This is a genomic window from Stenotrophomonas mexicanensis (assembly GCF_032911605.1).
GTDB lineage: Bacteria > Pseudomonadota > Gammaproteobacteria > Xanthomonadales > Xanthomonadaceae > Stenotrophomonas > Stenotrophomonas maltophilia_A.
In genome coordinates, this window is sequence record NZ_JAWJTG010000005.1 from 105,045 (window position 1) to 126,286 (window position 21,242).

Annotated in this window: 21 protein-coding genes; 10 read left to right on the forward strand and 11 right to left on the reverse strand. The window is 62.4% G+C overall.

What is annotated here, in order from left to right:
- The first annotated feature begins 88 nt into the window (after nt 1–88).
- From R1L06_RS04315 to R1L06_RS04325, 3 genes are all read left to right on the forward strand, one after another.
- Nucleotides 89–811: a DUF6650 family protein gene (locus R1L06_RS04315; RefSeq protein ID WP_317217004.1), complete on the forward strand. Its 723-nt coding sequence runs from the start codon at nt 89–91 to the stop codon at nt 809–811.
- 51 nt (nt 812–862) lie between these two features.
- The gene (locus R1L06_RS04320; RefSeq protein ID WP_317217005.1) at nt 863–1,660 is read left to right on the forward strand and encodes a hypothetical protein; all 798 of its coding nucleotides are present in this window, start codon (nt 863–865) and stop codon (nt 1,658–1,660) included.
- Nucleotides 1,661–1,956: 296 nt separating this feature from the next.
- Nucleotides 1,957–2,886, forward strand: a complete 930-nt coding sequence (locus R1L06_RS04325; RefSeq protein ID WP_317217006.1) for a restriction endonuclease — start codon at nt 1,957–1,959, stop codon at nt 2,884–2,886.
- A 137-nt stretch (nt 2,887–3,023) separates the two neighbouring features.
- On the opposite strand, the gene R1L06_RS04330 is transcribed toward R1L06_RS04325, so the two are convergent.
- The 3 genes from R1L06_RS04330 to ubiK all read right to left on the reverse strand — a co-directional run bounded on the left by R1L06_RS04330 (nt 3,024) and on the right by ubiK (nt 6,533).
- Nucleotides 3,024–5,192 carry an AAA family ATPase gene (locus R1L06_RS04330; protein ID WP_317217007.1) on the reverse strand — a complete coding sequence of 723 codons (2,169 nt, stop codon included), beginning with the start codon at nt 5,190–5,192 and terminating at the stop codon, nt 3,024–3,026.
- 529 nt (nt 5,193–5,721) lie between these two features.
- Nucleotides 5,722–6,156 (reverse strand): NAD(+)--rifampin ADP-ribosyltransferase, encoded by a 435-nt coding sequence (gene arr, locus R1L06_RS04335; protein WP_317217008.1) that lies wholly within the window; start codon nt 6,154–6,156, stop codon nt 5,722–5,724.
- Nucleotides 6,157–6,281: 125 nt separating this feature from the next.
- The gene (gene ubiK, locus R1L06_RS04340; RefSeq protein WP_065723617.1) at nt 6,282–6,533 is read right to left on the reverse strand and encodes a ubiquinone biosynthesis accessory factor UbiK; all 252 of its coding nucleotides are present in this window, start codon (nt 6,531–6,533) and stop codon (nt 6,282–6,284) included.
- Nucleotides 6,534–6,688: 155 nt separating this feature from the next.
- Here ubiK and R1L06_RS04345 point away from each other — a divergent pair, with 155 nt between their 5' ends.
- A complete protein-coding gene (locus R1L06_RS04345) occupies nt 6,689–7,027 on the forward strand; it encodes a P-II family nitrogen regulator (protein ID WP_005411374.1) in 339 nt (112 codons plus the stop codon).
- A gap of 125 nt (nt 7,028–7,152) precedes the next feature.
- Here the strand turns inward: R1L06_RS04345 and R1L06_RS04350 are convergent, their stop codons facing one another.
- On the reverse strand, nt 7,153–7,812 hold the full coding sequence (locus tag R1L06_RS04350; protein ID WP_317217009.1) for an RIO1 family regulatory kinase/ATPase domain-containing protein: 660 nt from the start codon (nt 7,810–7,812) through the stop codon (nt 7,153–7,155).
- A 436-nt stretch (nt 7,813–8,248) separates the two neighbouring features.
- On the opposite strand from R1L06_RS04350, the gene R1L06_RS04355 reads away from it, so the two are divergent.
- Nucleotides 8,249–9,154 carry an aspartyl/asparaginyl beta-hydroxylase domain-containing protein gene (locus R1L06_RS04355; protein ID WP_029550749.1) on the forward strand — a complete coding sequence of 302 codons (906 nt, stop codon included), beginning with the start codon at nt 8,249–8,251 and terminating at the stop codon, nt 9,152–9,154.
- Between the two features lie 132 nt (nt 9,155–9,286).
- On the opposite strand, the gene speE is transcribed toward R1L06_RS04355, so the two are convergent.
- Nucleotides 9,287–10,141, reverse strand: a complete 855-nt coding sequence (gene speE, locus R1L06_RS04360) for a polyamine aminopropyltransferase (RefSeq protein WP_008268330.1) — start codon at nt 10,139–10,141, stop codon at nt 9,287–9,289.
- 190 nt (nt 10,142–10,331) lie between these two features.
- Here speE and speA point away from each other — a divergent pair, with 190 nt between their 5' ends.
- Together speA and R1L06_RS04370 are read left to right on the forward strand one after the other, a co-directional pair.
- Nucleotides 10,332–12,221, forward strand: a complete 1,890-nt coding sequence (speA, locus tag R1L06_RS04365) for an arginine decarboxylase (protein WP_197587319.1) — start codon at nt 10,332–10,334, stop codon at nt 12,219–12,221.
- Between the two features lie 44 nt (nt 12,222–12,265).
- Nucleotides 12,266–12,586, forward strand: coding sequence for a DUF6122 family protein (locus R1L06_RS04370; protein WP_317217010.1), 321 nt, complete (start codon nt 12,266–12,268; stop codon nt 12,584–12,586).
- Nucleotides 12,587–12,801: 215 nt separating this feature from the next.
- On the opposite strand, the gene R1L06_RS04375 is transcribed toward R1L06_RS04370, so the two are convergent.
- From R1L06_RS04375 to R1L06_RS04385, 3 genes are read right to left on the reverse strand one after another with little or no spacing between them, the layout of a single operon-like run.
- Nucleotides 12,802–14,121: a sensor histidine kinase gene (locus tag R1L06_RS04375; protein WP_317217011.1), complete on the reverse strand. Its 1,320-nt coding sequence runs from the start codon at nt 14,119–14,121 to the stop codon at nt 12,802–12,804.
- Nucleotides 14,118–14,777 carry a response regulator transcription factor gene (locus R1L06_RS04380; RefSeq protein WP_317217012.1) on the reverse strand — a complete coding sequence of 220 codons (660 nt, stop codon included), beginning with the start codon at nt 14,775–14,777 and terminating at the stop codon, nt 14,118–14,120. The genes R1L06_RS04375 and R1L06_RS04380 overlap by 4 nt, the downstream gene beginning before the upstream one ends.
- On the reverse strand, nt 14,777–15,067 hold the full coding sequence (locus R1L06_RS04385) for a PepSY domain-containing protein (protein WP_005411366.1): 291 nt from the start codon (nt 15,065–15,067) through the stop codon (nt 14,777–14,779). Before R1L06_RS04385 ends, R1L06_RS04380 begins: the two co-directional genes overlap by 1 nt.
- Before the next feature lie 151 nt (nt 15,068–15,218).
- Here R1L06_RS04385 and R1L06_RS04390 point away from each other — a divergent pair, with 151 nt between their 5' ends.
- Entirely contained in the window at nt 15,219–15,653 is a 435-nt protein-coding gene (locus tag R1L06_RS04390) for a PepSY domain-containing protein (RefSeq protein ID WP_317217013.1), read from the forward strand.
- Nucleotides 15,654–15,781: 128 nt separating this feature from the next.
- Here R1L06_RS04390 and R1L06_RS04395 read toward each other — a convergent pair whose 3' ends face one another.
- The 3 genes from R1L06_RS04395 to R1L06_RS04405 all read right to left on the reverse strand — a co-directional run bounded on the left by R1L06_RS04395 (nt 15,782) and on the right by R1L06_RS04405 (nt 18,107).
- The gene (locus R1L06_RS04395) at nt 15,782–16,264 is read right to left on the reverse strand and encodes a hypothetical protein (protein ID WP_049400799.1); all 483 of its coding nucleotides are present in this window, start codon (nt 16,262–16,264) and stop codon (nt 15,782–15,784) included.
- Nucleotides 16,265–16,390: 126 nt separating this feature from the next.
- Nucleotides 16,391–17,599 (reverse strand): NAD(P)/FAD-dependent oxidoreductase, encoded by a 1,209-nt coding sequence (locus tag R1L06_RS04400; RefSeq protein ID WP_317217014.1) that lies wholly within the window; start codon nt 17,597–17,599, stop codon nt 16,391–16,393.
- A gap of 13 nt (nt 17,600–17,612) precedes the next feature.
- Nucleotides 17,613–18,107 carry a lipocalin family protein gene (locus R1L06_RS04405; protein ID WP_317217015.1) on the reverse strand — a complete coding sequence of 165 codons (495 nt, stop codon included), beginning with the start codon at nt 18,105–18,107 and terminating at the stop codon, nt 17,613–17,615.
- A gap of 182 nt (nt 18,108–18,289) precedes the next feature.
- On the opposite strand from R1L06_RS04405, the gene R1L06_RS04410 reads away from it, so the two are divergent.
- Both R1L06_RS04410 and R1L06_RS04415 read left to right on the forward strand, forming a co-directional pair.
- Complete coding sequence (locus R1L06_RS04410) at nt 18,290–18,538, forward strand: hypothetical protein (RefSeq protein ID WP_049422925.1); 249 nt, start codon at nt 18,290–18,292, stop codon at nt 18,536–18,538.
- 87 nt (nt 18,539–18,625) lie between these two features.
- Nucleotides 18,626–21,055 (forward strand): DUF3772 domain-containing protein, encoded by a 2,430-nt coding sequence (locus R1L06_RS04415; RefSeq protein WP_317217016.1) that lies wholly within the window; start codon nt 18,626–18,628, stop codon nt 21,053–21,055.
- Nucleotides 21,056–21,242: the final 187 nt, after the last annotated feature.

The window sequence follows — 21,242 nt, forward strand, 5'->3', positions numbered from 1 at the left end:
GGGCATTCAAGCGAGAGTAGATGAAAACCTTGCGTATCTGGCAGTATATACATCAAATGCATTCCATTCTTCATGAGATAATAGATATATGCCATTTCTGCAGGGCGTCAAAGATCTCATTGCGTACCGTGCTGCCTATGTCTGCTCAAACCCAGATTGCCTAAGGCTTACCGCTGGACCATCCTTGGCAGGTGCAGCGCTCCGGGTTAAAATTGGTGAAGCTGCACATATCATTGGTGAGAATCCGGGATCTGCGCGTCATCAGCCCTTGGGCGACAGTGTGTTGAATGACGTGACGAATGCCATTTGGCTTTGCGCCAGTTGCCATGCCGAGATTGACAAGAACAAGGGGGTTGATCATTCGGAGTCGCTTCTTAGGCAGTGGAAGTCAGATATTGAGGCGAGAATTGCGGCAATACTTAAGGCGCATCAAAGCCCTCTCCCGCTCTACGAACGGGCGAGCTCTAACTCGAAAATTGCACAGAATATTGTCGAGATCATTGACAGCCATGGTGCCTTCTTCAGGCATGTGGCCTCAGAGGATCCAAGTGCTGTGGGTAATTCCATCAAGTTGGCGCGAATTAAGATAGAGCGGCAGAGTAGGTTGATAGAGGGGGACGCTAGGCTTCGCTCGATCGCCAGGGCCATTCACGACGCTTGCCGTGACTACATGAATGAAGTATCTATTGATAACTCTTTGTGGGAAAGCTATCTACCCGTTCTAAGAATGCGCATCTGGGTACAGGTAAAGTCGCTCAACAGAGAGTTTGGCGTTATCGTCCCCCAGAATGTATCTCACTTGTTGCCATAGCTGGCTAAATTCATGACGCTTCGCGTCGCGGCTTGATAGAGGTTGTGCTGAATGAGTGCTCTGGGCAAGCTCAAGATCAATCTTATTGACTCCATCCTTAGGAAGCCTATATCCAAGGGTGGCGTCTTGCGTATGGGGGCGGGCGTCGAAAAGGTCGACTCGAAGATTATTTTGTTTCAGAAGGATGGTGGGCCATGGCTTATCGTTGAGCGTAGAGAAGCAGAAGATCTTGTCTGTTCAACTTGGAACGGAGACACGCACGCTGGAGAGGCTCGTTACCCCATTGGCGATTTCCAGAGCGGGGAATACAAGATCAAGCACTACTATGGCTCGGATACCATATACTATGAGGGGCTAAATGATTACGCGCGCGGCTACTATCTAAAGCTCCCTTACGTAATGATTCATCTTCGTCGTATCCTCGAGAGAGCGGGCGCGCTTCTTTACAACCGAAGACGGCTAGTGCGGAAGCAGCGACTTGATCTCCTTACATTTATGATTGAGCAGGCAGCAGAAGGAAAAAGCTCATTCAGCTCGCTTGATCTCATGACAGACATGCACTCTATCCGTTGGGTGACGCATCCAGACGGAGAGTCTGTGCGCAGTAGGCTAAAACTCTACTTGGATTCGCTAGTAGACACTGGCGAGTTGACAAAAGACGGGATGAACTATCGCCTAAATGGTCAGGCCCTTAGATTGGTCGAGGAGCGGTCTGAGCAAGAGAGAAGGCATAGCCAGGTAATTAAGATTCAGTGGCTTGTCGCAGGACTTACGTTGGCGACAGTGCTTCTTGCTTTGGTGCAGGCCGGTCTAGTTAAGCTAAAGCCGGTGCTCGATCTTGCGAGCTAGTTCCATAGTGCGTCCCAGCGAAGCTGCCTCGTGAGAACGTCAAGTTTGGTATTTTCGTATGGTCCGCTCTTAGCCGAAAGCGGATTCGGGCCAATCAAGCTCCGAGAATAGTTGTAGGATCTCGATCAGTATCGAACATCGCTCAGGTTCTTCGAGGCGTCCTCAATGGTCCGTTATGCAGAGCTTCTTGACCTTCACGATGGGCAAGGCTCTCTTAGCCGGCCTTGGCCAGGATCAAGTGATTCGCCAAAGTGTCGTTATAATATTAATTGCGTGCAATATCCTCGGGTTATTCAATGAATCATAAAAATAAGGACGGAAAGGCATATGAATCCATGGTTCATTTTGTCTATTCAAGTCTATGTAAGGATGAGAAGCTTACATCCGTTGCTATGAATGTTTTGCTTGCTGGCCCTGATGGTGATCGACAAATCGATGTTTTAGTTAAACACACCCATGCTGGCATCCAGTATGTGACTGCAATTGAATGTCGAGACTATGCGGCGAAGCTTACTGTCAGCCACGTTGATGCCTTTGCATCGGTCGTCACGGACATAAAGGCCAGTAGGGGCGTGCTGGTATCTAGGAAGGGCTTCAGCAAAACCGCTATCCAAAAGGCAAATAGGCTTGGGATAGGGCTTTGCGTCGTGGATAATGCTGATGCTGTCCTGAAAGGCCTTGTTGTGCAGGTCCCGCTAATTGTTAAGGTGGTTCATCCGACGCTGGAAGCCAGGACGCTAGTGGCCAGTCGCGACACAGCAAGGAAAATTTCCAATAGCGCGTGGACTACGATTAATGATGTTCCACTTCGTCAACTTGTCATCAAAGAGCTCAGGGACGGGCGTATTGAGCATCCTGACGCGTCGATGGTCATGAAATGGTCCCCACAAGATCTGGCTCCGCCATTCTTTATCCGCGACGCGTTTGGTGTGCCGGTGGAGGTTGTTCAATTCGATGTCACCCTGCACCTGAATGTTTGGTACCTATTCGGACACACTGACAACCTTCCAGACGCAATTACGCAGACGGAGGTCGGAGGTGCGGTCTGTAATGTATTCATGCCCGATCGATTCAAGGCTGGAATTAACGAAAGCTTTTCCCGCTATGAAGATCGTGCCGAAATTCCAATCCGCGATAATAATGCCTTAATTGGTGTGTATACGCCGGATGAGGATGGTTCGGTGACCTCTTCGCTCAGTACTTATCAATTGGAAGGGGTTTTATAGATTTCTTGGCCGATCCGCGAACCAGTCGTTCGATTGTTTTGTATTGAATCCTTGTCAGGATAAGTCTAGGGCGACGTAGCCCGCGGCAGTGGAGGAGCGAAGAGCATTAGGTGTGACGGGGGGCATGAGCGGGTCAATTATGAAAGTGCAATAACGCGCCTGTACAGCTTGCGTAGATGGTCGTCAGCCATGTCAAGAATGGGCTCGTACATGAAAGAGTTGAGGTGGATGGACTCCGGAGTCATTAGCATAACCTTGCGAAGCACATCAACGGCTTCCCTATCACCCTCGCCTATTCGTTGTTTGTAAAGCTGATACAACCTTCCTGTCTGATTCGAGGTGATTTTGGCTACTTCCTCAGGGTCATTGATCTTTGCAATCATGAACTCTTCGGAGACCAGTCGTATGCCAAGTGAGAGTATGATCTTGTTCTCTAGATTAATGCCCTCAGGCTCATAGAGGCAGGCCGAGGCAGTTTCCTTGATCAACTCAACTACGCTTTTTTTCGCCTCAACTGACGCGCCCTTCTTATTGAATAGGTCGCAAAAAATGCCATCGAGATCGGAGATGCTGATGTCAGCCGTGTCCGCGCGAATGTGCAGCATTGAGGTGAGCTTTAGGTAGCTAGGATCTTGATCGTCAGCGATGTACTCGATCAGATTGCGGATGAAGGGTATGCAAGCAATCTTCATCTTCGGATTTTCAAAGAAATTGTCGCGCCATGTGGGGAAGATGCCCTTTAGTGCATAGGCGCTCTCGAGGCGCACTTCGGTTGGTCCCTTTACCGCCATGTAGCAACTGTTTCGCTCGATGTACCGAGATTGGGTGGTTCGAAAGAAGTCAAAATTGTGCGTGAGAATGAGCTGCAAGAACTTGGGGTCCTCGGACATCTCGCGTAGGTACTCGATGATCGCGTACTTGTTCTTGTAGTCAAAAGAGTCCGCAATGTCATCTACCACGAAGATAGTGGGCTCAACCTGCTGCCGTCGGATTTCGATCTCGAAGATGACGTTTAAGATGTAAAGCGCCTTCAATTCCCCGGTGCTCAATGTGCGCATCAGTCGACTGCGGTCGACTTCCGCAACATCTCCATTGCCATCCTCAAATCTAAAGCCAAGGGTCGGCGCGTTTTCCTGACCAAGCATGACAAGAGTTCGGTTCTGCACTTCGAGTCGGAAAGGTACGCTGAAGCGTTCATTGAATATGCGGATCACCTCACTCCACTGCGTGCTCTCTTGCGCCGCTTGATCCTCGATCTCTTTGAGTGCGCCTGCACCCTCCGCTTCCCGTTCAAGGAATGTCTTGAACTCGGACGCGCACGCTCTGAGGTAACAGATCCAGGTCTTCTGGCGAAAGCTCTCCATGTTCTCCAGTTCCGGAACGACTTCCTCATTGTCTAGTAGGAACGCATGCAGGTCACGTAGATCCGCGTTGGCATTAATTGCCTTCTCGATGGATTCAAAACTCTTACGCAACGTTGGATCGTTGAGGATCTGATCGCGCTCAGAATCGATGATCAGCTCGAGTTGCTGCCGGTCGCGCACTTCGGTGGGTTCGGCTGTACCGTTGAGTCTAACCGTATGCTGAGCATTGAAGAATCCGTTGTCCGCAAGGTTCTTCGCGATGGTGCTCGCATTGAAGTAATTGAAGACGCCCTTGCGGAAGTACGTTGAACGGGACAGGAGGGCGTTGTAGTTCTTGATGTAACCAGCGATCGCGGCCTTCACCTCCGGCTTCTCCAAAAACGCTGCTGGCTTGTCGCCGAATATTACTTCGTAAGGGGTCTTCGAGAAGTCCTGTATCGACTCGGCTTGCACTTCTTCTCGGACGCGGCGCAGCGCAGTAACGAAATCCCTGTCGTTTCTTACGAAAATCTGCGAGATTTCGCGCTCGATGTCGCGTTTGGTGCCGGATATCTTCCTCAGCGCCTTCAGAAGGGCTTCCTTCGCCTTCTGGATGCTTCCCATCTGTTCTTCATACCTCAGTCGAAGCTCATGATTGACCAAGAGCATTGCAGTCTTGTCAGAATTCGAGAACATTTCGTCGTAGCTGCGTACCACGAATACGCCCGTACTCTGCAACTCCTCTCGGTCAAGTAAAATGCTGCGTTTCGTAACTCGGTCGGTGAATATCTGGTCGGAAGAGTCAACGCCCTTACATAGATCTTGAAGGCACTTCGCTAGCGACGTTTTCATCGAGCCGTTTGGGGCATAGATGGCTGCGCAGCCCTTGCGGTCCAGGCGGACGTCATGACAGAGCCTACGGATGCCGTAGCAGTTCTCGAGATCAAAGCTGAGCGTCGCCATTTCTCTTGTGTCCCCCGTCATATTTAGTGATCAGTCTAGTGGTTCCGATTCTCGTCCGCTGAGACGGAGCTTTGGTCTTTTGAAACACTAAGCCATTGGCGGAGTATGAGGAGACGACGGCCCTCCTCGCGGTCACATTCCAATGTCACGAATGCTAGCCCCTGCCCGGCACGGTATTCCAACTACCTGCCATTCCCGCACTGGAGTGTCTGGCGTGGGCGCCTCTGGAGGCATCCGGTACCAATAAGACATATACCGCTTGGAGCGGCGCGTCGGTCACGTGTCCAGCTGGCCGTTCAGGCACCGCACGTCAAGAAGTCAACCGGTAGTAGTAATTGCGGGTCGGGCTAGTCGGCGGCGGCGGCGATGCTCGTCCCGACCCTCAGGCCTCTCCAGCGCGGGCAGGGCTATGAGCTTGCGCGAGAACCCCATGTATGATTTGTGTGGATGTACGCGCTGTAAGGTATTGCCCAACTTAAGCCCGTAAATTAGACACCTCCGAACTGCCGCGTCAGCGTTTTCCCATTCATCAGTTGATGATCTCCCCACTCCCCGAAGCAACAAACGCCTTCAACTGCCGAACGAACTCCGCGTCGTAGGCTTCCCACTCCGTAATCTCCCCAACCACCCGCAACGGCTGCGCACTCCGATACGACCGCGTCGGGTTCCCGGGAAACTTCTTGTTGGTCACGTTCGGGTCGTCTTCAAACGGCCCGGTCGGCGCCACCACATACACGCGCGGACGCCCTTCACCCTTGGCCACCTCCGCAGCCAGCCCGGCCCCCTTGGCAATCGTGGTGAAGTAGATGTGGTTCATCACCACACTGTCGCGATAGTTGGACCTGAAGCCCGCGCTCAGCAGTTCGCCCACCGCGAGATCGGCGCGGGTGCCGTGATAGAACGGCCCGGCGACCTGGTCGCAGGTGTCATGCGAAACGGGTGTCCATTCGGTGTCCTGCGCCATCGGCACTGCCCCTGCGTGTCCTGCCGGATCGACAGGCCGGCGAGTCTAGGGCGCCCGGTGGGCCTTGCTGCAAGGCCCCATCCGGGAAATACTCTGTAGTGGGAGGCGCGGTGCGCCTCCTTTTTTCATTCTGCGGCGCGGCGCCCTTCCAGCTCGCGCACGGCGGTTTCCAGCGCGTCCAGCTTTTCGCGGGTCTTCAGCAGCACGGCGCGCTGCACTTCGAACTCCTCGCGGGTGACCAGGTCGAGCTTGGCCAGTCCGGCCTGCAGCGCGCTCTTGAAGGTGGCCTGCAGTTCCTCGCGCGATTCGCGCAGGCCCGGTGGCACCAGGTCGCTGAGGCGACGGGCGAGGTCATCGATTTGATTCAGGTCGATCATGGGGTGCTCCGTGGGGGTGGGCCCGTGCATCCGGCGCGGGCAGGCCATTCGGGCACAAGGATACTGCTGGCAGCCACTGCCCGGACAGGCGGCAGCGGCTTCGCACGGGCCGTGTTCAGGCGCTATCCTCCACGCCGGAAGACAGGAGATAGACGATGAAGATGGTCATGGCGGTGATCAAGCCGTTCAAGCTCGACGACGTGCGCGAAGCGCTGGCCGAGCGTGGGGTCACCGGGATCACGGTGACGGAAGTGAAGGGCTTTGGTCGCCAGAAGGGCCATACCGAGCTGTACCGCGGCGCGGAGTATGTGGTCGATTTCCTGCCGAAGGTGAAGCTGGAAGTGGCGGTGACCGATGACCAGGTTGAGGCCGTGGTTGAGGCGATCGTGAAGGCCGCCGGCACCGGCAAGATTGGTGACGGCAAGGTGTTTGTGTACGACCTGGGCAGCGTGGTGCGTATTCGTACCGGTGAGCTGGACGCGGACGCGTTGTAACCCGGTTTCTGTAGAGTCGAGCCATGCTCGACTGCATTTCGCGCGATGCAGGAAGAGCAGTCGAGCATGGCTCGACTCTACATAAGAGCGGTCGAGCAAGCTCGACCCCTACCAAAGCAAAGCGCTTACCGGCGCTTCGCCCACTTGTAGAACCGCTTCCAGCCCTGCCGCACCGCCGCCACCCAACCCGGGTCGGCCACCAGTGCAGCCTGCGCGGCACTCGGCGCTTGGCCGGTTACGCGCTGGCGGATCTTCAGCAGGTTCTTCATGTCGCTGCGGCGCATCTGCCGGCTCAGCGGGTTGCGGCGCAGCCAACGCGGGGCCCGCCAGGCCGAGGTGAAGTCCAGCAGCACCGGTACGCCGCTGCTGACCACCACGTTGGTGCCATGCAGGTCGTTGTGGGTGATGCCGGCGGCGTGCAGGCGGCTGAGCGCGTGCTGCAGCTGCTCGAACACTTCATTGCCGACGGCCTGTGCGGTGCTCAGGGTCTGGCCGGGAATGAACTCCATGCCCAGCGCCAGGCCACCGAGGGTGCCGAGTAGCGCGGGGGCATGCTTCCAGCCGCCGAGGCGCTGCAGCATGCGGGCTTCACGGCGCACCATCAGCCGCGCGATCAGTGAAACGGGAGTTCCGCGGTAGCGGGAATAGTCCTTGATGACCGCCTCGCGCCCGTCCAGGCAGGTACGGTAGACGTCGGGGGCCAGGAAGCGTTCGCCGCGCTTGAGCAGCAGCGGGGAGGCGGCGTCATTGCCGCAGGAGGAGGGGGGGAGAGCAGGAAGATACATGTCGGGGTCTCGGACGACCCGGTGGGTGGCGCAAAGCGTCAAGCGAACCGGTGTTACAGGGAGTTACTAAGTTTTCGTTAATTTTAGTACTCGCCAGTTCGCTATTCCACGATTTGTCGGAGAAATGTCGGGGTCGTGGCTGGAACAGTTCGTCGCGCCCAATCGGACAATTATGTCTCACTTGGCCGGTGATTCTTTCATAATCAATAGGTTGCATTTCGCTCTGCTTCGTTCATCCGCGGCCCGCTGAACGTCACGCACGTCCAGCTTGACCCCGACGCACGGCCTGCCGACCATAAGCTGTTAATTCGCGACATCGGCGGCCGCCCCTTCCTGGCACGTCCCCGTCCCCTGCCGCGGTCCCCACCGGTGCTGGCCGTCCGGCCGTGCATCGCCCTGTTTCCCGTTCCGGCTGCGGCTGGAGGAAAGTGTTTTGATCATCAAAATCGTCATTGCAGCGCTGTTCGTCGCCTGCGTGCTGTACATCCACTTCCGTGGCAAGGTCCGCGCGCGCTGGTCGCGCCAGCTGCTGGACCACTCCAGTTTCATGGCCCCGATCAACGTGGTCATGTACATGTTCTCGAAGGTGCCGACCACGCCGTTCCTGGACCCGGCCAAGGAGTTCCCGCAGCTGGAGCCGCTGCGCCAGAACTGGCAGATGATCCGCGACGAGGCGCTGGCGCTGCGCGATGCACAGAAGATCGCCGCCTCCAGCACGTTCAACGATGCCGGCTTCAACTCGTTCTTCCGCCGTGGCTGGAAGCGCTTCTACCTGAAGTGGTATGGCCCGTCGCATCCGTCGGCGAAGGCGATGTGCCCCAAGACCACCGCGCTGCTGGAGTCGCTGCCGGATGTGCGCGCGGCGATGTTCGCGCAGCTGCCGTCGGGCAGCGAACTGCGCCCGCACCGCGACCCGTTCGCCGGTTCGCTGCGCCTGCACCTGGGCCTGGCCACGCCCAACAACGACGGCTGCTACATCGAAGTGGACGGCATCAAGAAGAGCTGGCGCGACGGCGAGTGGATGATGTTCGACGAGACCTACATCCACCACGCGCACAACGAGACGCCGGATGATCGCGTGATCCTGTTCTGCGACATCGCCCGCCCGCTGCGCTTCGGCCTGCCGGGGCTGTTCAACCGCGCGGTGGCGGCCACGCTGCTGGCTGGTGGTGCCTCTCCGAACCTGCCGGGTGACCCGACCGGTGGCGTCAACAAGGCCTTTGGCAGCGTCTACAAGGTGCGCCTGAAGGCCAAGGCACTGCGCGAGCGCAGCGTGGTGGCGTATCAGGTCATCAAGTGGGGCCTGGTGGTGGCGGTGATCGCCGGTATCTGGGCGCTTTGAATTGTAGAGTCGAGCCATGCTCGACTGCATTTCGGTCAGATCGCGGTAGCCCTGCAGAAGAGCAGTCGAGCATGGCTCGACTCTACAGAAAGCAAAAACCCGCGCTGTTGCCAGCGCGGGTTTTTTGTTGGATCAACCCTTCAGTGCGGCCTGCACGAACGGCGGGGTCACCAGCACGCCGGTGTGCAGCGCGGCGGTGTAGTACAGGGTGTTGAAGGTCTTGGCGGCCGAGTCGGCCTGGCGGAAGTCGAAGCTGCTGTCGCCCTTGCGCGCCATGGTCACGCTCCACCAGCCGGTGGGGTAGCACGGCTGCGGGAACGGCAGGGTCTTGAACGAGCCGAAGCCGGCCTTGCCCATCTCGGTGCGCATTTCGTTGATCAGGTCCAGCTGCATCAGCGGCGATTCGGACTGCTGCACCAGGATGCCGTCGTCCTTCAGGGCCTTGAAGCAGCTCTCGTAGAAGGCCTTGTTGAACAGGCCCTCACCCGGGCCGACCGGATCGGTCGAGTCGACGATCACCACGTCCACGCTGCCCGCCGGGCAGTTGGCCATGTAGGCCACGCCGTCGTCGAACAGCAGCTCGGCGCGCGCGTCGTCGTTGGAGTCGCACAGTTCCGGGAAGTGCTTGCGCGCCATCACCGTGACCTGCTCGTCGATATCGCACTGGGTCACGCTCTCCACGCCCTTGTGCTTGAGCACTTCGCGCAGGGTGCCGCAGTCGCCGCCACCGATGATCACCACGCGCTTGGGCGCGGCGTGGGTGAACAGCACCGGGTGGCTGATCATCTCGTGGTAGAAGAAGTTGTCCTTGCTGGTCAGCATGATGGCCCCGTCGATGGTCATCAGGTTGCCCCAGTCGGTGGTCTGGAAGATCTCGATCTTCTGGAACGGCGACTGCACCTCGTCCAGCTTGCCGGTGATGCGGTAGCCGATGGCCGAGCCGGTGCGCTCGAAGTGTTCGATGTACCAGTTGTTGCTGTCAGTCATTGAAAACAGTCCTGTTCGGAGGGGTGAAGCCGGGCTGGCGGGCGGGGCCGCGTGGCACAGATGCCACATCCGGACGGATCGGCCCGTTCAGGTTGGAACCTGTCACGGGCGCGGGCGCGCATGATAACGAACCTGTGGGCATATAGGCGTTATCATGCCCCCCCTTTTATTGCCAACAAGGCCGACTGAAATGACCGATTGGTCCCTCGACCAAGCCCGCAAGACCTACTCGATCCCGCATTGGGCGGACGGTTACTTCGACGTGGATCAGGCCGGGCACATGGTGGTGAGACCGACCGGGGCGGACGGCCCGGTGGTGTCGCTGCCCAAGGTGGTCGACGCGGCCCGTGCGGCCGGCGCCAAGCTGCCGTTGCTGGTGCGCTTCCCGGACATCCTCGGCCAGCGCCTGGGCAAGCTGCAGGCGGCCTTCGGCCAGGCCCAGCAGGACTGGGAATACAGCGGCGGCTACACCGCCGTGTACCCGATCAAGGTCAACCAGACCCGCGGCGTGGCCGGCACCCTGGCCAGCCACCACGGCGAAGGCTTCGGCCTGGAAGCAGGCAGCAAGCCCGAGCTGATGGCCGTGCTGGCGCTGTCGCGCCCGGGTGGCCTGATCGTCTGCAATGGCTACAAGGACCGCGAGTACATCCGCCTGGCCCTGATCGGCCGCAAGCTGGGCCTGCAGACCTTCATCGTCATCGAGAAGCCTTCCGAACTGAAGCTGGTGCTGGAAGAGTCCAAGGCGCTGGATGTGAAGCCGGGCCTGGGCGTGCGCATGCGCCTGGCCTCGCTGGGCGCCGGCAAGTGGCAGAACAGCGGTGGCGACAAGGCCAAGTTCGGCCTGTCGCCGCGCCAGCTGCTGGACCTGTGGAAGTCGCTGCGTGACACCGAGTACGCCGACTGCCTGAACCTGCTGCACTTCCACATGGGCTCGCAGATCTCCAACGTGCGCGACATCGCCAACGGCATGCGCGAAGCCACCCGCTACTTCGTGGAACTGTCGCGCCTGGGCGCGAAGATCACCCACGTCGATGTGGGCGGTGGCCTGGGCGTGGACTATGAAGGCACCCGTTCGCGCAGCTTCTGCTCGATCAACTACGGCCTGCATTCCTATGCCAGCAACATCGTGCAGCCGCTGGCCAATGCCTGCGAAGAGTTCGGCCTGACCCCGCCGCGCATCGTCACCGAGTGCGGCCGCGCGATGACCGCGCACCACGCGGTGCTGATCGCCAACGTCTCGGAAGTGGAAGAGGCGCAGGAAGGCCGCGTGCCGGACCAGCACGACGACGAGCCGGCCGCGATCCGCCACCTGCGCGAGATCCACGACGAGCTGGACGTGCGCCCGGCGGTGGAGCTGTTCCAGGAAGCACAGCACTTCCACGCCGAAGGCCTGGCCAGCTACGCGCTGGGCCAGATCGACCTGCCGCAGCGTGCGCGCATCGACGATCTGTTCTACGCCATCGCCCATGGCGTGCGTGCGCGCCTGAGCTACGACGAGAAGAGCCATCGCCCGGTGCTGGACGAACTGAACGAGCGCCTGGTCGACAAGTACTTCGTCAACTTCAGCGTGTTCGAATCGATCCCGGACGTGTGGGCGATCGACCAGGTGTTCCCGATCGTGCCGATCGAGCGCCTGGACGAAACCCCGGACCGTCGCGGCATCATCGCCGACATGACCTGCGACTCGGACGGCATGGTGGAAACCTATGTCGAGAACGAGAGCCTGGACAGCTCGCTGCCGCTGCACAAGATGAAGCCGGGCGAGAGCTACCGCATCGGCTTCTTCATGGTCGGCGCCTACCAGGAAATCCTGGGCGACATCCACAACCTGTTCGGCGATACCGACGCGGTGGAAGTGCTGGCCGATGCCGATGGCTACGCCATCACCCAGCAGCGCCGTGGTGACACCACCGACGTGATGCTGGATTACGTGGGTTACCGCCTGGACGAGCTGCGTGCGACCTATGCGCAGCGCGTGGCCGAGGCGCAGCTGTCGCCGGAACGCGCGCGGGAGCTGTCGGAGGCGCTGGAAGCCGGCCTGACCGGTTACACCTACCTGTCCGACGAACCGCTGGTCTGAGGTAAACGGGAACGCCGGGCATAGGCCCGGCGCTACCGGCCCCGATGAGCGCGCGCGCGATCTTCCACCTGTTCCTGCATGCCGCCGTGCCAGCGCTGCTGGCATGGCTGTTCTGGCGTAAGCGCTTCGCCTCGGCGTGGGTGCTGATGCTGCTGGGCTGGATCATCGATCTGGACCATCTGCTGGCCGACCCGATCTATGCGCCGAATCGCTGCAGCATCGGGTTCCACCCGCTGCACACCGCACCGGCCATCGCGGTCTATGCCGGGTTGTGCGTGCCGAAGAAAACGCGGTTGTTCGGCATCGGTTTGATGATCCACATCGTGCTGGACGCGATTGACTGCTGGTGGATGCACCACCGTTGATGCTGGTGGGTGCGTGTCGACCAAGGTCGACACCTACCGGGGGCGCGATGGCCGAGGGAACTGATGCACTGCTTTGGTAGATGCCGACCTTGGTCGGCGCTTTTGATGCGTGTCGACCAAGGTCGACACCTACCGGATGCACGGCGACCGGCGTTCCCGGTGATCACGTGGTTGCCGGCCAGCGGCCGGCACTACCCGCCGTCAGGTTGGCCGCCTCACGCCACCGGCAACCACAACGTGGCCCGCAATCCCGGCTGTGCTTTTTCCAGCGCCAACCGCCCGCCATAACTGGCAGCGATATCACCCACAATCGCCAACCCCAGCCCACTGCTGCCCTCGCGCTCATCCAGACGAACGCCACGCTGGGTGACCTGTTCCAGCGCGTCTGCAGCCAGCCCGGGGCCGTCGTCGCGTACCTCAATGCGCAACTGCCCTTCGCTGGTGTCTGCAGTGACGTCCACCCGCTGCTTCGCCCACTTGCCGGCGTTGTCCAGCAGATTGCCCAGCATTTCCTCCAGGTCCGCACCGGCACCGGCGAACTGCAACGCCGGATCGATACCAGCCGCCATGAAAGTGATGCCACGTTCGCCATGCACGCGTGCCATCAGCCGGCACATCGCCTGTGCGACTGCCGCCACGTCGGTGCGCTGGCGATGATCGGCGGCCAACCCTGCGGCCAGGTAACGGTCGACACTGGCCTGCATGCGCGCACTCTGCTCGCGTACGGTGGCGCGCCAGTCCGCGCCGTCGCCGTCGGCCTCAGTGGCCAGCACGCTCAGCGGGGTTTTCAGCGCATGCGCCAGATCCTGTGCACTGGTGCGCGCGCGCGCGACCATGCGTTGCTGATGCTCCAGCAGCGCGTTGAGCTCCTCGCCCAGCGGTGCGACCTCCGCACCCAGCCCCTGTGTATCGATGCGCTGCGCGTCGCCGCGCCGCACCCGTTCCAGCTGCGCACCGAGGCGGTGCAGCGGGCGCAATCCGAAGTGCACCTGGCTGGCCAGCACCGCCAGCCACGCGGCAACCAGCACGGCCAGGGCGATGGCCGTGCGCTGACGGAATGCGGCCACATCCGCATCCAGCGCACTGCGGTCGGTGGCGACCACGACCACGAACGGCTCGCTGGCGCGCGGCAGGCGCACCTGCTGCACGCGTGCGCGCAGGGATTGCTGCAGCGGCCCGCTCAGATTGCGCGTGGCCGGCCCGCCGGCTGTGACGGGCAGGGTTTCATCCCACAGCGAACGCGACTGCAGCAGCACGCGGCCATCGGCACCGCCGATCTGCCAATAGGCACCGGAGAACACGCGCTGGAAGCGTGCGTCATTGGGTTCCTGGCGCAGGCGCAGCTGTCCGTCCGGATCCACTTCGGCCTGCGCCAGCAGGGTCAGCATGTCCTGCTGCAGTTCGTGGTCGAGGCGGTCACGCGCGCTGCGCTTGAACAGCTCGCCCAGCAGCGCACTGGCCAGCAGCGAGACCAGCAGCAGGCCGACACCGCCAGCCAGCAGCAGGCGCCGTCGCAGCGAGGGTTGCCGGCTCACGGCGCGGCCAGCCGCCAACCCTGGCCGCGTACGGTCTGGATCAGATCGATGCCGAGCTTGCGGCGCACCCGCCCGAGCAGCACGTCCAGTGCGTTCGAGTCCGCATCGTGCCCGCCATCGAACACCTGTTCGCCCAGGCGGTCGCGGCCGATCACCTGGCCGCTGTGGTGGATGAAGTAACTGAGCAGGCGGAACTCCTGCGGGCTCAGCGACAGCGCCTGCCCATCCAGTTCAAAGCGGCCGGCGTTGACGTCCAGCTGCAGCGGGCCGCAGTGCAGGCGCGGGCTGGCGTGGCCGTGGCTGCGGCGGATCAGGGCGCGCAGGCGCAGCACCAGTTCGTCGGCCTGGAACGGCTTGGTGAGGTAATCGTCGGCGCCGGCGTCGAAGCCGGCCAGCTTGTCGTGCCAGCGCCCGCGTGCGGTCAGCACCAGCACCGGAAAGCTGCGGCCGTTGCCGCGCCAGCGCTCGATCACGCTCAGTCCGTCCAGCCCGGGCAGGCCCAGGTCGACGATGGCGGCCTGCAGATCTTCGATCTGGCCGATCTCCTCGGCCTGGCGGCCGTCGGCGACCACGTGCACCACGTAGCCGGCCTGCTCCAGCAGGGGCACCAGGCGCTGTGCCAGCGCGGCATCGTCTTCGGCCAACAGGATGCGCATCAGTCGTCGAGCTCCGTCTTCAGCAGCTTTCCGCTGCGCGCATCATAGTCCAGCTCCACTACCACGCCGTCGCCGCGCAGGATCTCCACTTCGTAGACGCCATCGTCCAGTTCCACTTCCAGCAGCTGGCCCGGAAAGCGCTTGAGCGCATCGCGCACCACGCTTTCCAAGGGCACGTAGCGGCCCTGCTGCACGGCGCGGCGCGCGACCTGCTGCGCCGGGTCCTGTGCCGGTGCGGCGGCGGTGGGGGCGCTGGCCAGGGCCAGCAGCAGGGGCAGGGTGGAGAGCATCGGGGCGCAGGGCGGGCTGTAGGAACAGGCGTGAGTGTGCCGGGGCTGAGTAACAGCTGGCTAACAGTGCCGGCTAAGGAGCTGTTAACCACGGGGTGCATTGTGGCGTTGCCGGGATGGTCCGGCCACGAACACGAACAGGAGAACCCCCATGTTGAAGTCGCTCACCCTCGCCACTGTTGCTCTGCTGGCCATCGCACCGGCCGCACAGGCTGCACCGCTGGGCATGGCCCAGGTCGAACAGACCCTGCGCAAGGCCGGCTACACCCAGATCCACGAGATCGAACGCGATGATGGCCTGTGGGAGGCTGACGTGAGCCGCGCCGATGGCCGCTTCAGCGAGGTCTACGTGGACCCGAAGACCGGCGAGATCTTCGATGAGCACAGCAAGCGCGCACTGTTGACCACCGAGCAGGTGCTGGCACGGGCACAGGCGCATGGCCTGCGCGAGATCCATTCGCTGGAACGCGATGGTGCGACCTGGTCGCTGGAAGCCCGCAATGCCCGCAACCAGAAGGTGGACGTGCGCCTGAGCGGCTATGACGGCCGCATCCTGCACAGCGAGCGCGATGGCTGGCTGGATTGATTCGCGTGCCGGTAGGTGCCGGCCGCTGGCCGGCACACGGGGAGAAAGCGTGTCGACCAAGGTCGACACCTACCAAGCGTACGCAGCGGTAGCGGCCGACCCTGGTCGGCCCAGGCCCGACGCGGCGCTTACCAGCCAAACGGCGGCGGGTAATCCCAGTAGCCCGGGCCGCGGCCGTAGTAGCCGCCGTACGGGCCGTAGAAGCCCGGGCCCTTGCCTTCGCTCACGTGGATGTTGACGTTGACCCCGTGGGTCTTGCCTTCATCGGTGGTGTAGTTCTTGCTGAGGTTCAGCGTGGCGGCGTTGTAGTGGCTGTTGCCACCGTTCTTGGAATAGCCGATGCCGGTGGTGAAGCTGCCGGACACTTTGACCTTGTCGTCGGTGACGTCGGCGATCTTCGCGTCGTCGTGCACGCGCGGGCCGCTCTTGTCACCGTAGTACGTGCCCGGCGGGTCCTGCTGCAGGGCCGGGTCGTTGAGGTAGCGCATCGGCGCCTGCGGCAGCGTCAGGTCCAGGCCGGCGGCCTGCGGCGCGGTGGCGCCAGCGGCGGACTGGGCCAGCACGGTTCCCGGCAGGGCCAAGCACAGCAGCAGGGTCAGGGGGCGGATCATGACGGCGCTCCAGCGGACAAGTGGCCACGCAACACGCGGCGGTACAGGCCGACGCTAGCAGGGGTTGCTTGAATGATGCCTGTCGGCGCCGGATTGGGGTAGAGCCAGGCCATGCCTGGCTGCAGGTCACAGCCGCCCGAACCCGAACAGCCCTTCCAGCGCATGCCTGCGCCGCTCGATCCGGGCCCGCAGCAGCTGGGCGCCGATCATCGAATAAGTGATGCCGTTGCCGCCGTAGGCCATGGCGAAATGCACCCGTGGCCCCCACTGATCGTGCGGGCCGAAGAAAGGCAGGCCGTCGGCGGTTTCGGCGAAGGTGCCGGCCCAGGAGAAGGCGGGCACCGGATCCAGCCGCGGGAACCAGTGCTGGAGCTGTTTCATCAGCTTGTCGGCCTTGCGCTCTACGCGCCTATCGCGGCGGGCGGGGATGTCGATGGCGTCGTCCAGCCCGCCCACCAGCAGGCGGCGGTCGCCGGTGGCGCGCAGGTAGAGGTACGGGCGTGCGCTCTCCCACACCATCGTGTTGCGCAGCCGGCCCAGCACGTCTGCATCGATCGGGTCGGTGATGAAGGCATAGCTGCTTCGGTTGCGTGCGACGCGCTGATGCAGCCAGCGTTGGTTGGCATAGCCCATTGCCAGCACCACGTGGCGGGCGTGGATCGTGGCGCCGTCCTCGGTGAGGGCGGTTACCCCGCGCGCGCTGGGCGTGAGCGTGTGCAGTACCGTACGGTCATGCACATTGCCGCCGCGCCGGCGCACGCGTTGCAGCAGCGCATAGGTCAGGCGATAGGGATCGACCCGCGCCGCCTGGCGCGTGAGCAGGGCACCGCCGGCGTCCACGTCGAAGCGCTCCCGCAGTGCCTCCGGGCCCAGCCAGCGGGCATCCAGGCCGATTCCGCGCCGTGCCTCACCTTCGGCCATCAGGCGCGGCACGTCGCGATGGCGGCTGGCCAGGTACAGGCTGTCCATGCGCTGGAAATCAACGTCTTTCAGGCCGCGAGCCACGTCGCCCAGGGCCGGAATCGCCTCGGCACACGCCCGATAGGCGAGCGCGGCGGCGTCCTGACCATGGCGCTGCGCCAGTTCCAGCAGATGGGTATCGATCTCGTACTGCAGCAACGCGGTGCTGGCAGCGGTGCTGCCCCAGCCGATGTCGCGCTGCTCGATCACCGCCACGTCGTGGCCATGCCGGGACAGTTCGTCGGCAATCAGCGCACCGGTGATGCCGCCACCGACCACCAGCACGTCGCAGCGCAGGTCCTTTTCCAATGGCGGAAACGCCTGGATCAATCCATTGCGTACCGCCCACCAGGGGTAACCGCTCTTCAGGTCCATGGCCGTGTGCTGCTCAGGCCGTGGGACGGCCGGTATGCGGGGTCTGGATCAGTTCGGACAGATCGAAGCCCTGCAGGCGGGCGGCCGCCAGATAATGGTCCTGCACGGTAGCGTCCAGCTGCGGTTCGCGGGCCAGCAGCCACAGGTACTTGCGATCGGGGCTGCCGACCAGTGCCACGCTGTAGTCCGGCGCGACCTGGATCACCCAGTAGTCGCCCTTGGCGAACGGCAGCCAGCGCAGGCCCTTGGGCAGGAAGCTCACCTCCAGGCGCGCGCTGTCGTTGTCGACGGCGCAGGCCTCACCGGTGGCTTCCTCGACCTCGCCGTCCATACGGCAGCGGTTGGTGACGCCGACGTTGCCGTTGTCGAGCAGGGTGTAGTGCGCCGACACGTCGGTGCAGTCTTCCGGCTCGTGGCGCATCGGCAGGCGCGCGATCTCGTACCAGGTGCCCAGGTAGCGGGGCAGTTTGAGGTCGGCGACGGTCTTCAGCGGCGGGTGCTCGGTCATCGGTGGTCGTGGCAGGGGTGGGCCTCCACGATGCCGATGGCCTTGCCATGGGCGGGTGAAGCCGGGGCGATGGCCGTGTCCAGAACGTTCCGTCGCCCCGGCGGAGCGCCCGTTGTCACCGGCGTGGCGGTATCCTGCAGCCAGCGCCGTGTTTTCCTGATCCAGACGAGGTGGAGGTGCCGATGTACCAGGTGATCCTGTTGAAGAGTGAATCCGCGTTCGCACGCGAACAGTGGCCGCAGGTCGATGACCTGGTCGACTACGAAGGCGTGGCCTACAGCCTGCGTGCCGGCCCGCGCCAGCCGCTGCCGACCGACCACGACTGGCACCCGGTGGCGGTGTATGCGCCCGATGAGATCACCGAGGAAGAGTTCCAGGACTGGTACGCGCTGCAGCAGCCGGCCGTGGAAGAGCTGCGGCTGAAGTACTGATGCTCGACGTTGCCAGGGCCGCCCATCCGCCCTTGACCGCCTCTGCCGTATAGTCGCGCGCAGGCGCGGTGGTCCGCGCGAACCGGTGTGGCTGGCTTGTCTTCTTTCCTGCGATCGATCCGTGCACGGGGCCCTTGGCTGGCCCTGCTGCTGTGCAGCGCCTTCCTGCTGTCCGCGCCGGTGCTGGCGCAGGATGATGAGCCCACGCCGAAGCAGCAGCTGGCAGGTATCGATGCGAAGCTGAAGGAGGTCGACCGCAAGCGTGGTGATGCGGCCGCCATCGAGACACTGGCGATGCTGTCCGAGGATGCCTCGCAGGCGCGGCGGGATGCTGAGGCACTGGAAAAGGAGCTGCAGCCACAGCTGGTTCGCCTCGACGAACAACTGGCGCAGCTGGGCACGCCTGCCGAGGGCACCACAGAGCCGCCCGAACTGGCGGCGCAACGGCGCACCATCAACAAGCAACGCGACGGACTGGCCGCGTCGGTAGCGCAGGCCAAGACCAGTGCCGTGCGCGCCCAGCAGCTGGCGACCGACATCGACCAGCAGCGCGCCGCGCAACGTACCGAAGAACTGGGGCAGAAGGTTGCCTCGCCGTTGTCGCCCGCGCTGTGGAGCAAGGTTGCCGAGCGCCTGCCGATCGATATCGCACGCGTCGCGCCGTTAGCCGAGCAGGGGCGCGATACCTTCGTCGCCGGCATCCGGGCCAATGGCTGGGGCACGCCGTTGCTGGGCCTGGTGGCCGCGCTGGTGATGATGTTCCCGCTGCGGCTGTGGCTGCGCGCGCTGGGGCGGCGCTTTGCCGCGTCCGAGCGTGCGCCCGATGGACGGCTACGCCGGTCCGGCCTGGCCATGTGGCTGCTGCTGGTGGGCACGCTGCTGCCCGGCTATGCGGTGGTGGTGTTCATTGCCTCGCTCAACGCCGTCGATGCGATCGCCCCGCGCCTGCAGAACGTGGCCGACGGCGTGCAGCAGGCGACCTTCGCCGCTGCGTTCATCGCCGCGCTCAGCGCCTGCCTGCTGGTGCCCAATCGCCCGTCGTGGCGGTTGTTGAACCTGGATGACACCGCCGCGCTGAAGCTGCGCAAATATGCGTGGGGCGCCGCAGCGCTGGCCTGGTTGAGTACGGTGCTGGTCGCCCTCGATCAGGCCACGCGCACCAGCGATGTGACCACCGTGGCGCTGGACGGAGTGATCGCGCTGACCTACCTGGGTCTGATCATGGCGATGCTGGTGACGCTGGCGCGCCTGCACCGACGGCAGACCGCCGAGGCCGAGGCCAAGCTGGAGGCACAGGCCGACGGGCTGACGGCGAGCACGTCGGTGCGGCGCAGCAGCTGGCTGGTGCTGGCGCGCGTGGCGGGCAACATCGCGGTGGTGGCTGCGATCATCGCCACCCTGCTGGGCTACGTGAATTTCGCCAAGTTCGTGAACCAGCAGCTGATCGGCGGCAGCATTGTGGTGATGGCCGCGATGTTGTTGTTCAAGTTCGTCGATGACTTCAGCACGTGGCTGCTCAACGCGGACAGCAAGGTCGGCCAGACCATCCTGCTCAGCACTGGCCTGAGCGTGTCGAGGCTGGAGCAGGCGGGTGTTCTGCTGTCTGCGATGTTGCGTACGCTGGTGGTGCTGGTCGCGCTGCTGGCCCTGGCTGCACCGTTCGGCAACGTCGGCACGATTGTCGAACGCATCGCCTCGCTGTCCAATGGCATCAAGATCAACGAGGGCCTGACGCTGCAGCCCGGCCGCATCGTCACCGGCGTGCTGGTGCTGTTGGTAGGCATGGGGCTGACCCAGCTGCTGCAGCGCTGGCTGACCGACACCTATCTACCCAAGACCGAGCTGGATCTGGGTGCGCGCAATTCGATCAGCACCATCGCCGGTTACGTCGGCATCATCCTGGTGGGCCTGTGGGCGCTGACCGCGATGGGGCTGAACCTGAAGAACCTTGCGCTGCTGGTCAGCGCGTTGTCAGTGGGTATCGGTTTCGGCCTGCAGGCGATCATCCAGAACTTCGTATCGGGCCTGATCCTGCTGGCCGAGCGTCCGGTGAAGATCGGCGACTGGGTGAAGCTGGGTGACCAGGAAGGCGACATCCGCCGCATCAATGTGCGTTCGACCGAGATCCAGGTCGGCGACAAGTCGACCCTGATCGTGCCCAACTCCGAGCTGATCACCAAGACCATCCGCAACATGACGATGGGCAACAACCAGGGCCGCATCCAGATCCAGTTCGCGGTGCCGCCCAGCACCGATGTCGGCAACCTGCGGCAGGCGTTGCTGGATGCGTACACCGCGCACACCAACGTGCTGAAGCAGCCGGCGCCGACGGTCTACATCGACAGCATTGCCGGTGGCCAGATCACCATCAACAGCTTCGCGTACGTGGCCAGCCCGCGGCAGGTGTATGCCACCCGCAGCGATCTGTACTTCAGCCTGCTGCAGATCCTGGCGGAGCGGAACATTCCGCTGTCGACCCCGACCGACATCCACATCACCCGCGATCCGCAGGAGTAGGGGTTCTTTGCAGGGCTGCGCCCTGCACCCGCCGAATCAACGTCAACCGCAAGAGCATCAGCAAAAGCAAAAGCATGCATTCCGTGGGATGGCGGGGTGGGTCCGGTTGCGGGGGGCGCTGCAAGTCCCCCTTCCGGGGCCCGGCCCAGCCGCTGGCGGCTGTGCGTTCGGGCGCTTGCGAAGCAGT

Bases quoted from the DNA above. Each gene is read 5' to 3' on its own strand.
- R1L06_RS04380 (WP_317217012.1), bottom strand. From the start codon at position 14,777: ATGCGCATCCTGTTGGCCGAAGACGATGCCGCGCTGGCACAGCGCCTG.
- R1L06_RS04325 (WP_317217006.1), top strand. From the start codon at position 1,957: ATGAATCATAAAAATAAGGACGGAAAGGCATATGAATCCATGGTTCAT.
- R1L06_RS04395 (WP_049400799.1), bottom strand. From the start codon at position 16,264: ATGATCCGCCCCCTGACCCTGCTGCTGTGCTTGGCCCTGCCGGGAACC.
- R1L06_RS04315 (WP_317217004.1), top strand. From the start codon at position 89: ATGCCATTTCTGCAGGGCGTCAAAGATCTCATTGCGTACCGTGCTGCC.
- R1L06_RS04320 (WP_317217005.1), top strand. From the start codon at position 863: ATGAGTGCTCTGGGCAAGCTCAAGATCAATCTTATTGACTCCATCCTT.
- R1L06_RS04330 (WP_317217007.1), bottom strand. From the start codon at position 5,192: ATGGCGACGCTCAGCTTTGATCTCGAGAACTGCTACGGCATCCGTAGG.
- speE (WP_008268330.1), bottom strand. From the start codon at position 10,141: ATGACTGACAGCAACAACTGGTACATCGAACACTTCGAGCGCACCGGC.
- speA (WP_197587319.1), top strand. From the start codon at position 10,332: ATGACCGATTGGTCCCTCGACCAAGCCCGCAAGACCTACTCGATCCCG.
- ubiK (WP_065723617.1), bottom strand. From the start codon at position 6,533: ATGATCGACCTGAATCAAATCGATGACCTCGCCCGTCGCCTCAGCGAC.
- R1L06_RS04400 (WP_317217014.1), bottom strand. From the start codon at position 17,599: ATGGACCTGAAGAGCGGTTACCCCTGGTGGGCGGTACGCAATGGATTG.
- R1L06_RS04390 (WP_317217013.1), top strand. From the start codon at position 15,219: ATGTTGAAGTCGCTCACCCTCGCCACTGTTGCTCTGCTGGCCATCGCA.
- R1L06_RS04385 (WP_005411366.1), bottom strand. From the start codon at position 15,067: ATGCTCTCCACCCTGCCCCTGCTGCTGGCCCTGGCCAGCGCCCCCACC.
- R1L06_RS04350 (WP_317217009.1), bottom strand. From the start codon at position 7,812: ATGTATCTTCCTGCTCTCCCCCCCTCCTCCTGCGGCAATGACGCCGCC.
- R1L06_RS04405 (WP_317217015.1), bottom strand. From the start codon at position 18,107: ATGACCGAGCACCCGCCGCTGAAGACCGTCGCCGACCTCAAACTGCCC.
- R1L06_RS04410 (WP_049422925.1), top strand. From the start codon at position 18,290: ATGTACCAGGTGATCCTGTTGAAGAGTGAATCCGCGTTCGCACGCGAA.
- arr (WP_317217008.1), bottom strand. From the start codon at position 6,156: ATGGCGCAGGACACCGAATGGACACCCGTTTCGCATGACACCTGCGAC.
- R1L06_RS04370 (WP_317217010.1), top strand. From the start codon at position 12,266: ATGAGCGCGCGCGCGATCTTCCACCTGTTCCTGCATGCCGCCGTGCCA.
- R1L06_RS04345 (WP_005411374.1), top strand. From the start codon at position 6,689: ATGAAGATGGTCATGGCGGTGATCAAGCCGTTCAAGCTCGACGACGTG.